Here is a 13,983-nt window from a genome sequence, read left to right as displayed (position 1 = left end):
CCATGAACGATATCGCCATCGCCGACGAGGATGTGCCGCTCGCAGCGGGACAGATCCGCTTCTATTGCGCCGCCGAGCCCCCGCTCCAGGCAGGTTCCTACTGGTTGCAGGCGCAGCAGACGGTCGACGGGCTCAAGGCCGATGTGAAGGGCAACAGCTTCGGCGTGCAAACCCCGTTCCTGGTGAGCGGCCCGCGCTTCCAGCTGCCGTCCCAGGACTTGCAGCTGGTCTATCCGCCGGCCAATATGGTCGGCAACTACGAGGAATCGCTGCCGCACGTGGTGTTGCGCACCCGCACCTTGCCGTGGGTCAGGTCGATCGACGGCAACACCAACAACGCGGGCGACAACGACGGCACCACGCCGCCCTGGATCGGCCTGCTGACGCTGTATCCGGACGAGCTCAAAGGCGCCACCCCGCAGGTGATCACGGTGGCGCAGCTGATCGACCCGGGCGACCCGTCCATCCTGGGGCCGACCCTGATCGACGCGGACACCCTCAGTGCCGATGAACTGGCCTCGCAACTGCTGGCCATCGACCTCGACCTGGCCGCCTTCCTCGCGCTCGCGCCGTCGCTGGCCGAACTGCCGCTGCTGGCCCACGTGCGCGAAGTCAACACGGACCAGAAAGAGGTGCTGGGCATGGTCGAGGACGGCTGGTTCTCGGTCGCCGTCGGCAACCGGCTGCCCAGGAGCGGCTGCGACAACAGCTGTTTCCTGGTCTCGCTCGAAGGCCAGCAGGCGCATCTGCACGGCGGCCCCGCCATCGCGGCCCAATACAAGACGATCCGCCTGGTTTGCCTGGCGACCTGGAAGTTCACCGCCGCCGGCCCGCGCGGCAGCTTCCTCGACTACATGCAGAACCTGTGCGGGCAGGGCGGGGTCGACCTGATGCAGCCGACCCACCGACCATTCCCCGCCGACTTGAGCGGAGCCGAGAAAACGGCCGTGGAGGCACTCCAGATCGGCTACATTCCCCTGCAAAACGTGACCCGCAGCGGCGAAGTGACGACGTCCTGGTACCGCGGCCCCCTGTCGCCGGTGCCCACCAAGGCCGACCCGCTGGGCCCGTATTTCTTCAGCGACCGCGCGATCCGCTACGACCCGGCCAACGGCTTGTTCAACATGTCTTACGCCAGCGCCTGGCAAATAGGCCAGTTGCTCGGCTTGTCTGACGCGGCCTTCGCCAGTTCGCTGTTCCAGTGGCGCATCAACAGTTACCAGGCGGCCCTGTCGGCCGTCGCCTCGGACCACCTGCACGGCCTGGCCGACCAGTTCCAGCAGCCGCGCGCCGGCGTCACGCCGGTATTGCTGGCGGTGCTCTCGAGGGTGGCCGGGCAGGCCGTCTCGATTGCGCCGCTCAAGGCGCACGAGCGGCGCGACGAGGACCTGTTGCCCGGCGTGGTGCCTGACTGGGAGGAGCGCATCGCCGCCGGCGAGGACGCGCTGCACCTGTTGCACCAGCACGTGCGCAAGCCAAACTAAACGAGGAAGTTCACATGACCACAAGCAGCCATAGCGGCGCGACCGAGTTGCTCAAGATGTACCAGCAGGCGCTGGCCAGGACCGATGGCGACAAGGAAAATGGCCTGCTCGACATTCCCGACGACATCGTCGCCTGGCTGGCCGAGCTGTGCCTGCTGTACGGCGTGCCGTTCGAATATCTGGTGCCGGACGCGGCCATGCTGCCGCCTGAATCGATCCGCTTCTTTTACATGGACCAGAACTGGACCGATTGCGCCGTCAACGGCGCCGTCAATATCGCGCTCGGCTCGTCGCAGGATTACGCGCAAGTGCTGCGCACCTTCGAGCGCCTGGCCCAGCAGGCCGCGCTCGCCGTCGGCAACGTGCGCCCCAAGCTGCGCCGCAAGGCGCTCGCGCCCACGCTGGAGGTGGGCGGCACGGTGACCGGCGTGCTGCTGCGCTCGGCCGCCGTCACGGGCTGGCCGGGTATGGAGGTGAACGCCTTCTTCGACGTCCTGGGCACCAGGCCGGTGCCCCTGCTGCGCCTGGACCGGCTGTCCGACAACGTGCTGCTGGCCCTGTTCAACGGCGTGCCGCAGCTGGTCAACTTCTCGGAACCGCCGGAAGGCTTGCATTTCGGCGTCATCGGCGTGCCGGCCGAGCCGGGCGCATACCAGATCGCCCTGCGCGGCCTGGGCGGCGCCTTCCCGGCCGGCAAGCAGATCAACGATAGCCACGGCGATGCCTGCACCTCGCCGATCACGTTTCGCGACGGCGACCGCGCCAGCGGCGTGCTCGACATCGTCAAATGCAAGGACGCCATGGTGGACAAGCTGGTCGGCCTGGGCGCCTGGCAGGCCGGCGCTGCGTTTACTTCCTCGCAATTCGCGGTCGAGATGGTCAAGGGGGCGGGCTTGCAGCAATTCGAACCCGCGACTGGAAAAATTTGCAACGGAAATCTGGTGAAAGCATGAGCACGCCTATCGTCAATCCAACCTGGGCCGGCCCGGTCCTGCTGACCCCGATCTACCTCGACGCGCTGATGGTGGGTGCCCCGAACCAGACCGGCGACTGGGCCGCCGTCGCGGTGCAGTACGACCAGCTCGGCCTGCGCCTCGGGCAGCCGCAGCCGAGCGCGTTCGAAATTGCGTCGAACCCGCCCGCGCTCGGCATCCACCTGATCTGGACCGTGCCCAGCGCGCTGCGCCATGGCCAGGTGGACGCGCTGGGCGGCGTCAGCTTCCCCTCGCTGCCGAACCGCTGGATCGTCACACGCAGCTTCATCGCCCAGCCCGGCGACGTGCCGCAACTGACGGCCTGGGTGCTCGAGAGCGATTACCTCGGCCCCGCGCCCGAAGGCACGCACGTGTTTCCCGATCCCGACGGCGGCAGCACCTTGCGCTACATCGGCCGGCGCTTCGACCTGAGCGCCTGGGACGGCACCACCTCGACCTACGGCAAGGCCTTCCTGCAGGCGATGGGGCCGGGCGACCCGACCTATGTCGCGGTGTACGACAACATGACCAACGTGCTCGCCTTCCACGACGACATGGCGGGCGCGGCCGCCGGCGTATACAGCTACAGCAGCTGCGGCTGGTATGCCACGCCGGACGACGATCCGCTCTATGGCAAGACGGTCGACATGCCGTCCGGTTTCACCACCGAAGAGCAGTGGCGGGCCATCATGGACACCATGCAGTGGACCGTCGGGAATGACGCCGACCTGGCCGACGCCGAGCTGGACTGGCAGGCCTGGCTGGCGGCCAACCCGGTCAGCGGCGGCCCGCCCCTGACCGCCGCCCAGAATCAGTGGCCGGCGCAGAACCTGTGCCACGGCTTCGTGTATGGCTTGCAATGGAAGGGGAGCGACGAGTTTTACCCGATCAACAAGATTCTGGACGGCACCAATCCGCCCACGGTGGCGATCGGCGCCAACGCCGAGGAGGCGCTGTCGGCCTGGCTGGCCAAGGAAGTCGGCAGTGTCGAGGCCGAAGCTTTGCTGCTCGCGTTCCAGCAGGACATGGTGTACGACTACGTCGACAACCGCAGCGTGTTCCTGGTCCAGTCGCAAGCGGCGCGTTTCGCCACCCAGGGCGGCGGCAAGCAATGGGTCGTTTTCCAGGACGGGCAAACCTCGTCGCCGACCGACATCCCGACGGGCGCCTATTCGGTGCCGCTCGATCCGGCCGCAACCGCGGCCTTGATCAAGCTCAACAGCGACCAGTACCGGCTCGACGCCGACACCGCCTTGCTGGCCACCTTGAAGTGGCAGTTGTACGCGGCTTACTGGAAACTGGAAAACTATCCGCGCACCAATCCCGGCTACGGCGCCAAGGCGCAGGCGCAGATCGATGCCTTGAGCCCGCAGGTCGGCGCGCTGCAAGACCAGATCGCCGCGCTCGCGCTGACCCTGGAGCAGGACAGGGCGGCGCTGCAGACCCTGGTCGCGCCGCTGAACCTGACGATGAACACGATCAACCAGGCGCGCTTCAACTACCGCCAGGATCCGGTGATTCTGCTCGCTGGCGCCAGCCAGGACACCAAGTTCGGCGCCCTGGGCTACAGCGCCGGCGACGGCCAGCTGTTCACCCGCTTCACCGGCCAGACCATTTACGCGATCGACGTCGTCTACACACCGGTGCCGTTTGACGTGACGCTGGCGGTGGGCGATTTCCCGGCCATCGAGTGGCCGGCCGGCGTCATGATCCCGAAGGAAATGCATGACTATTGGTTCGAGACCTTCCTGCTCGACACCAACAACGCCCAATTGATCGCCGCGCGCGCGTTCGAAAAGGCGAACATCGTCCCGAGCGCGGCTCAGCTGGCCGACCTGAGCGCGCAAATCGCGCGCCAGCAAACGCTGGCCTGGAACGGGCCGGCCGCCGAGGTGGTCGACGTGCGCACGATCGCCGGGACCGCCGGCCTGTATGGCGTGCCGCCGGCCAAGCTGTCGGTTGCCGCCTGGACCCCGCCGTGGGCGCCGATTTACCTCGACTGGGAAATCGAATGGCATCCGAGCGCCGCCACCCCGCAAGCGATGCTGGCGGACTGGCAGCTCGACGAACTCGATTTCGAATGGACCGGCACCACCGTGACCGCCGCCGCCGCCACCTACACCGGACGCAGCATCCTGAACGGGCAAAGCGCGCTCGGCCTGCAGGACAAGCTCAACGACTTCCTCAACAGCGATCCGAACACGGCGCTGTTGCCGCAATACCAGATCGACGAATTGCGCGACATGGCCGCCACCATCGGCCAGTTCGACGTGCTGGCCCAATCGATGTCCGGCATCATCCAGCAACTGATCATGCAACAGCTGAAAATGAGCAAGCTCAGCTCCGTCCAGAAGACCGAGATCGCCGAACTGCTCGCCGACGTGGCCAGCTACTTGCCCGATGCCGGCGCCGACCTGTTCTTTCCTATCCACGCCGGCCATTTCCGCATCCCCAAGCTGCAGGTGGTCGATGCCTACGGCCAGATCCTGCGCGGCTCGCAACTGAGCGACAACCTCGAACCGATCCGTAGCGCCAGCCTGGTGACCTTGGGCGAGGGCAACAGCAAATACATGCAGCTGACGCCGCGCGTGACGCAGCCGCTGCGGCTGGACTTCCGCATGGTGAAGGCGGACGATGACAGCGTGCGCAGCAATTCGTCGGACCTCACCAGCGCCATCTGCGGCTGGGTGATCCCGAACCATATCGACCATAGCCTGGTGGTGTTCGACCCGGCCGGCAACAACCTGGGCGAGGTGATGCTCATCGACTACGGCAACGACGCCGTCGATGTCGGCTCCGGCTTGCGCTGGGACGCCGTCCCCGGCAGCAATGCGGTGCTGGGCAGTCCGCCCGAATTCGGCCCAGCTTTGCGGCACCTCAACGATTTCGTCGACGGCATCCTGCTGCGCGGCTCCGAGGGATGTCCGGCCCTGCAGGAGTTGCTCGACGTGATAGATTCAAGCCTGTGGAAAGTCGACCCCCTGGGCCAGCCGATCCAGGGCAACCTGGCGATCCTGCTGGGCCGCCCGATCGCGATGGTGCGCGCCCTCGTCACGCTCGGCGTGAGCGGCTCGGACGCCAACGACCAGTCATGGGCCGACACCGGCATGAACGTCACTGAGGACTTCACGTCGGTGGCGCTGCCGCTGCGCATCGGCGACATCGGCTTGAGCAACAACGGCGTGATGGGTTACTTCCTCGACGACGACTACAGTTGCTTTTATCCCTACTACGGCTATGACGACCGGCTCGCCATCCCGCGCCGGGTGATGGCCGATCGCACCCTGGCGCCGCGCGACAAACTCGCGCGCATGGCCAGCGACCTGGCCGCCAGCGGCGCGCCTGGCGCGCCCGGGCCGAACTCCTACCTGGTGGGCGACCCCGGCTTCACCACCGTGGCCGACGGCGTGACCACCCACAGCGTGACGATGCTGGTCGACCCGCGTGGCTGGATGCCGGCCATCTCCGGCTACCTGCCGGTGCAATGGCTGTCGTTGCCGGCCGGCCCGGTCAACAGCGCGCTCAACAACATGTCCACGACCTTCCGCACCGGTCCGGTATTGCTTGAAACGCCGCAGATCCAGTTGCCGCTGCCGGCCAGCGTGAAAGGCGTATGGACCTGGGTCGAGCGCTCCGGCGTGACCACCTGGAGCGAGAGCGACGCGCTCACCAGCGCCGCCGCCGTGGCGGCGCTGCCGGCCACGCGGCCGATCCTGAGCGAAGGCTGGCTCAAGCTGAGCGGCGCCCTGGGCGGCGATCAGCCTTGATTTTTCACTTACCCCGATAGAAGAAAGATGCGATGAGCGCGACAGTCCTCACTTATGTACTCTCCCCGGCCACGGCCGTGGCCAACAGCCGCGTCAATTTCACCCTCGTGGCCAGCAACGGCGGCGCCAAGCCCTTGCAGCTGACGCCGAACGATGAAATCTACATCTGCCTGCCGGTGGGCAGCGGCGCCACCGACTTGACGGCGGACTTGAGCACGGTCAACACCGGGGCGCCTGCCAGCTGGCGCTGCAGCAAGAACGCCTCGGCCGCCCCGTACAATTTCCTGATTTCGCCGAGCCAGAACGTCACGCTCGCCGCGGGCGCCTTCCTGGCCTTCGAATTCAATGCGGTGGTCATCAATCTGGAGCAGGGCAACGTATCCGTGCTGCTCGATGAGTTCATCGGCGCCGGCCAGGCCAAGACCAGCTTCCCGGTATCAAAAAGCGTGGCCGTGCTCAGCATCGTGGCGCAGGCGGTCCCGCAGATTGTCGGCCTGGGCCAGAGTACGACGCTGAAATGGACGGCGGCCAAGGCCGCCTACGTGACGATTTCGCCGCTGCCGAACCAGTACAAGACCATCGACCAGCTGGTCACGACGCCGTCGAAGGACGTGGCCCCCGGCGCGGTGCAGGTCGCCTACACTTTCTACGCGTGGACGCCTTCGCAGGAATTCGCGCGCGACATCGTGGTGGTGACGATCAGCGTGCCGGTGGTCGAGAGTTTCGAACCCAAAAACAGCCCGGCCATCAATTATTTCGATACCGTCACCTTGAGCTGGAATGTCGACTACGCCCAAACGGTGCAACTGACGACGGACACGGGCGTGGTGCAGGTGGGCAGTTCCGGCAGCTTGCCCGTGCAGCCCTACAACAGGTTGCAAGGCAATTCGGCCACCTACACGTTGCGCGCGACCGGGCTTGGCCAGCCGGTGCTGGCGCAGATCGACATCCCGTTCAAGCCTGTGACGGTCGATTACTTCCGTTATCCGGCCTTCGGCGTGACCAACACCTACCAGGTCGGCGTGAGCAACGGCATTTGGCAGGTTGACCAGTTCACCGGCTATTTCCGGCTCACGGCCAGCGGCGCCTACGGGCCGGTGGTTCAATACCTGGGCGATTATCCTTCGTTGCAGGTGCAGGTGTTCCTCGCCAGCGCCTATAGCGTGGCCGCCGGCACGGCGGTGACGCTGCAATGGCAAACCAGCCTGGCGCTGTCGGCCAACCTTGGCGCGAACGGCGTGAGCCGCGCCATCGCCAGCGACCAGGTGGCCAAGGGCAGCGTCGTCGTCAACCCGGCCGTCACGACCGACTATGTGCTCAGCGTCAGCGACGCCAACGGCAACATCGTGACCAGTTCCCTCAGTGTCGTCGTCAGCCCGTCGTAATCAATCAACCCTGCCAAATGGAGCAATCTTATGCGAGAATCTGAACGTGTCATTTACGAAGCCATCCGCAAGGTCAAACCCTCGCTGATCGAAACCGAGCTCACCCCCGCGACCCGCTTCGACAAGTTCGACATTGCGTCGCTGGAAATGGCGATGATCGTGTTCGAGATCAACGACGCCTTCGACATCGAGATCGAACTCTACACCTTGATGACCCTGGATACCATCGAGGACGCCTGCGTCCACGTCGACCAGGAGCGCCGCAAGAACGGAGCGGTCGGGACGGTGGTCGCCGATGCATGAGCTGAGCGACGAGCAAAGGGTGGTCATCACCGGCATGGGCTGCGTGTCGGCGAGCGGGATCGGGGTGGCCCCGTTCTGGGATGCGCTGATCCATGCCAAATCGGCGATCCGTCCCGTCACCCGGACCCAGGTGGGGCATACGATCACGGCGCCGGCCGCCGTAGTCGAAGGCTTCCAGTTGCAGCAGCACATACGCACCAGCCAGCAACCGCTGCTCGACCCGTTCTCGCAGTACGCGCTGGTGGCGGCCCAGGAGGCGATCGCCGACGCCGGCTGGAACCGCGAGCAGGTTCCGGGCGACCAGGTGGCCGTGATCCTGGGCACCACCAGCGGTGGCGAGGCCTCGCGCGAGGCCGAGGCGATCCGCCTGTTCCACCTCGGCAAAAAGAGCTGCAATCCGGCGCTGGTGGTGCGCACCAACCATCAGGCGTCGGTCAGCTGCATTTCGATGGAATTTGGCTTCACGGGCCCGGCCTTCGTGGTCCATAGCGGCTGCGCCTCGGGCACGCACGCGATCGCGCAGGCCTTTTTGATGCTGCGCCACGGCCACGCCGGCTACGCCATCAGCGGCGGCAGCGAGGCCAGCGTCATCTATTCGACCTTGCTCGCCTTCCAGGCCATGGGCGTGCTGGCCAGCGACACCTGCCGCCCGTTTTCGAGCGGCCGCAGCGGCCTGGCGCTGGGCGAGGGCGCCGGCGTGGTGGCGCTCGAAACGCTGGCCTCGGCGCGCGCGCGCGGCGCCGTCGTGTACGCCGAACTGGCGGGCGTCGGCATCACCTCGGACGCGGGCGACCCGGTCAACCCGCTCGCGCAGGGCTCGGCCGCGGCCATGAACAAAGCGATGCGCTCGGCCGGCCTGCGCCCCGATCAGATCGGCTACATCAACGCCCACGGCAGCGGCACCGAATCGAACGACCTGGTGGAAAGCGCGGCGATCCGCAGCGTGTTCGGCGCGCGCGACGCGGTGGCCGTGTCGTCGACCAAGGCGGTGCACGGGCACGCGCTGGGCGCGACCGGCGGCTTCGAGTTGATCGCCGCCACCCTCGCGCTCAAGCACGGCCTGATCCCGCCGACCGCCAATTTCCTCGAGCGCGATCCGCTGTGCGACATCGACATGGTGCCCAATGAACTGCGCGAAAAGCGGATCGATGCCGCCTTGTCCAATTCCTTCGGCCTGGGCGGCATGAATTCGGTGCTCGCCATCAAGCGTTGCCCGGCATGACGGGCTCGCACATGGCCGCCCAACGGCGCGTGGTGGTCACGGGAATGGGCGTGGTCTCGGCCGCCGGCAACGACCTGGCCAGCTATTGGGACAGTTTGCGCAGCGGGCGCAGCGGCGTGGCCGCGCTCAGCCGCGAGGGCGAGCAGTGGTGCGCGACGGCGCAGGAACCGGTACGCCTGATCGGCGCCCAGGTCAGCCTGCCGGCCGCGCGCGCGGTGGCGGCCAATATATCGCCCGAAAGCATCGACGATTTCGCGCGCTTCGCCCTGCACGCGGCCGAACAGGCGATGCGCCAGGCCGGCTTCGACTACCTGATGGAGAACAGGGAAGAGGTCGGCGTGGTGCTGGGCACGGCGATGGGCGGCGAGGATGCGCGCAACCTGGCCGGCTTCCGGGTGTATGTCAAGCGGCGTCCGCCGGCGCCACAAACCCTGATCCGCGCCATGGCCAACGCCGGCGCGAGCACCGTCTCGATGGCCTTCGGCCTGCAAGGGCCGAGCCACTCGGTGGTGAGCGCCTGCGCCTCGGCCACGCACGCCATCGGACAGGCTTACCAGATGATACGGGCCGGCCTGGCCGACGTGATGCTGGCCGGCGGCAGCGAACAGTTGCCGTCGTACAGCCTGTACAGCGCGTGGCGCCAGATGCGCGTGCTTTCGCCGGACGCCTGCCGGCCCTTCGGGGCCGACCGCAACGGCATGGTGCTGGGCGAGGGCGCCGGCGTGCTGGTGCTCGAAACGCTGGCCTCGGCGCGCGCGCGCGGCGCCACCATCCTTGGCGAAATCTGCGGCTTTGCGATGAACGCCTCGGCCGCCGACTGGACCCGTCCCGACAGCGCCAGCATGGCGCGCTGCATCGCGCGGGCCGTCAAGAGTGCCGGGCTCGACGTCGAGCAGGTGGGCTTCGTGATCGCGCACGGCACCGGCACCTTGCTCAACGACGCGGCCGAGAGCGAGGCCATCCACGCAGTGTTCGGCCGCCACGGCGCCAGCGTGCCTGTTTCGGGCGGCAAGGCGATTCACGGGCACGCTTTGGGCGCCACCGGCGCGCTGGAATGCATCAGTGCGCTGCTGGCGCTCGAGCACGGGGTGGTTCCGCCGATCGGCGCGCCGCACATTCCCGACCCCGCCAGCAGGCTCAACATCGTCCATGGGACGGCCATCGGGCATGGCAAGCGCCATGCACTGTGCAATTCGTTCGCCTTTGGCGGACTCAACGGCGTGCTGGCAGTCGGGCGCCACGACGGGGAACCATGATGCTGCTGAAAAAACTCTACTTCATCGCCAGGACGCGCCTGCTCAACTACAAGATCGTCAGCGTGTTCAACCCCATCTTCAACCGGGTGATCGGGGGCGACAAGCGGCCGCTGTACTTCGACATCGACGAGACCTGTCCCGCCTTGCGCCTGTTCGAGCAGAACTATGACGCGATCCGGGCCGAGCTTGACGCCGTGCTGCCGCACCAGCACGAAATGCCGCGCTACCACGACATCGATATCGACCTGTTGTATGCCTCGGGCCGCTACAACCGCGAGAAGCGCTGGAACGTGTTCATGCTGTACTGCTACGGCGAGAAGCCGGAATTCAACCGCAAGCAGTGCCCGAAGACCTGCGAACTGCTCGACGCGATTCCGCACCTGTGCCAGGGATTCTTCTCGATCCTCGATCCCGGCAAGTCGATCCCGCGCCACACCAGCCCCTCGCGCTACTACCTGCGCTACCACCTCGGCCTGAAAGTGCCGAAGCACAATCCGCCGTCGCTGCTGCTGCACGACACCAAGTACACCTGGAAGGAAGGCGAGGCAGTGCTGTTCGACGACAGCTGGGACCATGAAATCATCAACGACGCCCAGGAAGTGCGGGTCGTGCTGATCGTGGACGTGCTGCGCCCGATGCCGCAGCCGGCGCACATGCTGGGCCGCCTGATCATGCTGATGGCGCGCCGCGTCTACGCCATCGGCACCCACCGGCGTGCCAGCAACTACACCTGGAAAACAGATTAAGGAGTCCCCATGCGAAAAATTGGTGCGATCATCATCACTGGCGGCAGCCGCGGCCTGGGCCAGGCCTTCGTGCGCGACGCGCTGGCATGCGGCCACATCGTGGCTACCTGCAGCCGCAACGAGACGGCCTTCATCCGCGAACTGCGCGCGGCCGACCCGGACGAGAACCGCTTCTGCTGGCGCGCGCTCGACATCACCAACGGCGCCGAGAGCAAGAAATTCGTCAAGGAAGTGGCACGCCGCTACGGCGCCATTTCGGGGCTGGTCAACAATGCCGGCTACAGCGATGGCCAGTTGCTGACGATGATGAACGAGGAACTGCTGCAAAAGCTGCTGAGCACCAACCTCGAGGCCTTGATCCGCATCACGCATTTCGTGGCGCCTTATCTGCTCAGGGAGGGGGCCGGCAGCATCATCAACATCGGTTCGATTTCCGGCAAGCGCGGCTTTTCCGGCATGTCGATCTACGGCGCGACCAAGAGCGCGCTCGACGGCTTCAGCCGCTGCCTCGCGCGCGAGCTGGGCGAACGCATGGTGCGCGTAAACGTGGTCGCGCCAGGCTTGATCGCCACCGAGATGGCGGACGCGACCTCGGAAGTGGAGAAACAGAAGATCATCGGTCTCACGCCGATGGGCCGTTTCGGCACCGTCGCCGACGTGGTCGGCGTCGTGCGTTTCCTGCTGTCCGACGATTCGGCCTTCATCACAGGACAAAGCATTACCGTCGACGGCGGCTTTACCTGTTAAGTGCCAACGCGCCAGGGAGGTCTACGGCAGCGCTGTCTGGCAGGGGCCGTCGGCGTGGCCTGGCCCTCGCGGCGCATACGCATGAACTCGACGCCCGCGAGCACATTACCGGAGCCCGAACCGGCTGGTCGCAGGGCATGCACGGGTCGGCGCATTTGACTGGACCGCCGTCCGGCTATCGCTTAAGGTGGTGGCTTTCGTAGCTCGGGACTTTCCATGCGCGTTTTACCTTCCATTCGATGGCTGACTGACACAACAGAATTGCGGAGTTGCATTTTTGGAAGCCCGGCGTGAAGGTCGAAACGCCCTTGCTCGTTCCCGTGCTGGCCGCGCTGCCGGTGTGCGCCTGCATGGCCATCCTCGGTCTGCCGGCCTACAGTAATGGCTATATAGTTGCCTTTCGTACGCTTTTCTTCGTCGCCTGCCTGGTGTGGCTGATTCCGCTGACGCTGCTGCAGCGGGCCATGTGGCGCCGCGAATGGTCGTGGCTGCGGATGGGGATGATACTGTTGGCGGTCACCTACGCAATGGCCATTGTGAACGCCTTGCTGGGGCAGCGCCTTGGGATTTCGCTCGGAATGGAGAAGGGCTACCACTGGGCCTCTCTCGCACGGGGTCTGGATAGCTGCTGGCTGGCGCTGATCGCGTTCTGCGCGGTGCATGCGGTGGGGGTGTATTACCTGTCGCTGCAACAGGTCCGCCTGCATCTCGTCCAGGCGCAAAGCGCTGCGCGCGACGCCGAGCTGCGCGCGCTGCGCCTGCAGGTCAATCCGCATTTCCTGTTCAACTCCCTGAACGCGATTTCCGCGCTGGTGTCGGCGCAGTCCAACCGTGAAGCCAACCGCATGCTCGCGTGCGTGTCCGATTTCCTGCGCGCCACCCTCGCACACGACGGCCGCCACGAGCATACGCTTGCCGATGAATTGGCCCTGCTCGACGCCTACCTCGCCATCGAAAAGGCGCGGCTCGGCGAGCGCCTGCGCCTGACGATGAAGGCCGGCCCTGACCTGCTCGACAGCGTCGTGCCCTATCTGATGCTGCAGCCGCTGGTGGAGAATGCGATCCGCCACGGCATCGCGCCGCTGGCCGCTCCCGGCCGGCTCGATATTCTGGTCGAGCGCGCCGGGGCGCGCCTGCTCATCGACGTGCGGAACGACGGCCAGCAGCGGGCGCACGCGGAAAGCGGGATCGGCCTGAGCAACGTCAGGGAACGGCTGCGCCACCTGTACGGCGAGGCTCAAGAAGTGGACGCAGGCTGGCGTACGGACGGTCGCTTCCACGTGCGCATCGCCATGCCGCTGCGCGGTATGGGGGCGGCGGCATGAGCATCCGGGTCGTTATCATCGACGACGAGCCGCTGGCCAGGCTGGCGGTCAAAGTCAGGCTGGCCCGGCGCGATGCCTTCACGCTGGTTGGCCAATTCGGCGACGGCGCCAGCGCTGGCGAAGGTATTCTGGCGCTGAAGCCCGACCTGGTGTTCGTCGACGTCGAAATGCCGGGCAAGTCCGGCCTCGAAATGCTGGCCGCACTGGCGCCGGCGCAGCGGCCGATGGCGATCCTGCTCACCGCCTACGACGGCTTCGCCCTGCAAGCCTTCGAACTGGCCGCCCTCGATTACCTGCTCAAGCCCGTCGATGACGAACGCTTCGACGAAGCCCTTGACCGTGCTGAGCAGGCTTTTCCCTATCGCGGCCATGGTCGTGCCGCAGCGTCGGCGACGCCGGCAGCGCGCACTTTCAGCGTGCGTGTCGGATCGCGCACGGTGCTGGTGCCGGTTGCGGAGGTCGAACGCATCGAGGCCGACGGCGATTACGCCTCCCTGCATGCGAACGGCAAGACCTGGCTGATGCGTGAGCGCCTGCACAACCTGGCCATGCAGCTCGATCCGCGCCAGTTTCATCGCGTGCACCGCTCGTCCATCGTGCGGCTGGACATGATCGCCGAGCTGCGCTCGCTCACCAACCGGGACGCCATGCTGCGCCTGCGCGACGGCAGTGTGCTGCGCGCCAGCCGCTCCTATATGCCCGCTCTGACGGAAGCACTGCAACGCCGCGACAAGAAAGCCGAATGAGGCAGGGCGCAACACGCGCATTTTTTCA

General features: G+C 66.3%; 11 protein-coding genes. All 11 read left to right on the top strand.

The genetic code is table 11. From position 1 onward, the window contains the following. Positions 1-2: 2 nt before the first annotated feature. Entirely contained in the window at positions 3-1,484 is a 1,482-nt protein-coding gene (locus ACPJXG_RS14700; RefSeq protein ID WP_278315775.1) for a hypothetical protein, read from the top strand. Positions 1,485-1,498: 14 nt separating this feature from the next. Further along, positions 1,499-2,437 (top strand): hypothetical protein, encoded by a 939-nt coding sequence (locus tag ACPJXG_RS14695; RefSeq protein ID WP_425251491.1) that lies wholly within the window; start codon positions 1,499-1,501, stop codon positions 2,435-2,437. Then, positions 2,434-6,225 (top strand): hypothetical protein, encoded by a 3,792-nt coding sequence (locus ACPJXG_RS14690; protein WP_425251490.1) that lies wholly within the window; start codon positions 2,434-2,436, stop codon positions 6,223-6,225. The genes ACPJXG_RS14695 and ACPJXG_RS14690 overlap by 4 nt, the downstream gene beginning before the upstream one ends. 32 nt (positions 6,226-6,257) lie before the next feature. Then, positions 6,258-7,610, top strand: a complete 1,353-nt coding sequence (locus tag ACPJXG_RS14685) for a hypothetical protein (RefSeq protein ID WP_425251489.1) — start codon at positions 6,258-6,260, stop codon at positions 7,608-7,610. 30 nt (positions 7,611-7,640) lie between these two features. Beyond that, positions 7,641-7,913 (top strand): phosphopantetheine-binding protein, encoded by a 273-nt coding sequence (locus tag ACPJXG_RS14680; protein WP_035818574.1) that lies wholly within the window; start codon positions 7,641-7,643, stop codon positions 7,911-7,913. Then, positions 7,906-9,135, top strand: a complete 1,230-nt coding sequence (locus tag ACPJXG_RS14675; protein ID WP_035818577.1) for a beta-ketoacyl-[acyl-carrier-protein] synthase family protein — start codon at positions 7,906-7,908, stop codon at positions 9,133-9,135. Before ACPJXG_RS14680 ends, ACPJXG_RS14675 begins: the two co-directional genes overlap by 8 nt. Then, positions 9,132-10,391 (top strand): beta-ketoacyl-[acyl-carrier-protein] synthase family protein, encoded by a 1,260-nt coding sequence (locus ACPJXG_RS14670; protein ID WP_425251488.1) that lies wholly within the window; start codon positions 9,132-9,134, stop codon positions 10,389-10,391. The genes ACPJXG_RS14675 and ACPJXG_RS14670 overlap by 4 nt, the downstream gene beginning before the upstream one ends. Continuing rightward, complete coding sequence (locus tag ACPJXG_RS14665) at positions 10,388-11,137, top strand: aspartyl/asparaginyl beta-hydroxylase domain-containing protein (RefSeq protein ID WP_099403549.1); 750 nt, start codon at positions 10,388-10,390, stop codon at positions 11,135-11,137. Before ACPJXG_RS14670 ends, ACPJXG_RS14665 begins: the two co-directional genes overlap by 4 nt. Before the next feature lie 9 nt (positions 11,138-11,146). Continuing rightward, positions 11,147-11,884: an SDR family NAD(P)-dependent oxidoreductase gene (locus tag ACPJXG_RS14660; RefSeq protein WP_225241181.1), complete on the top strand. Its 738-nt coding sequence runs from the start codon at positions 11,147-11,149 to the stop codon at positions 11,882-11,884. Between the two features lie 290 nt (positions 11,885-12,174). After that, complete coding sequence (locus ACPJXG_RS14655) at positions 12,175-13,209, top strand: sensor histidine kinase (protein WP_235211660.1); 1,035 nt, start codon at positions 12,175-12,177, stop codon at positions 13,207-13,209. Next, the gene (locus tag ACPJXG_RS14650) at positions 13,206-13,955 is read left to right on the top strand and encodes a LytR/AlgR family response regulator transcription factor (RefSeq protein WP_035818583.1); all 750 of its coding nucleotides are present in this window, start codon (positions 13,206-13,208) and stop codon (positions 13,953-13,955) included. The genes ACPJXG_RS14655 and ACPJXG_RS14650 overlap by 4 nt, the downstream gene beginning before the upstream one ends. The last annotated feature ends 28 nt before the right edge of the window (positions 13,956-13,983 follow it).

Origin of the sequence: Janthinobacterium sp. NFX145 (assembly GCF_049810325.1) — a bacterium.
GTDB lineage: Bacteria > Pseudomonadota > Gammaproteobacteria > Burkholderiales > Burkholderiaceae_D > Janthinobacterium > Janthinobacterium rivuli.
This window is presented reverse-complemented; position numbering and strand designations above follow the sequence as displayed.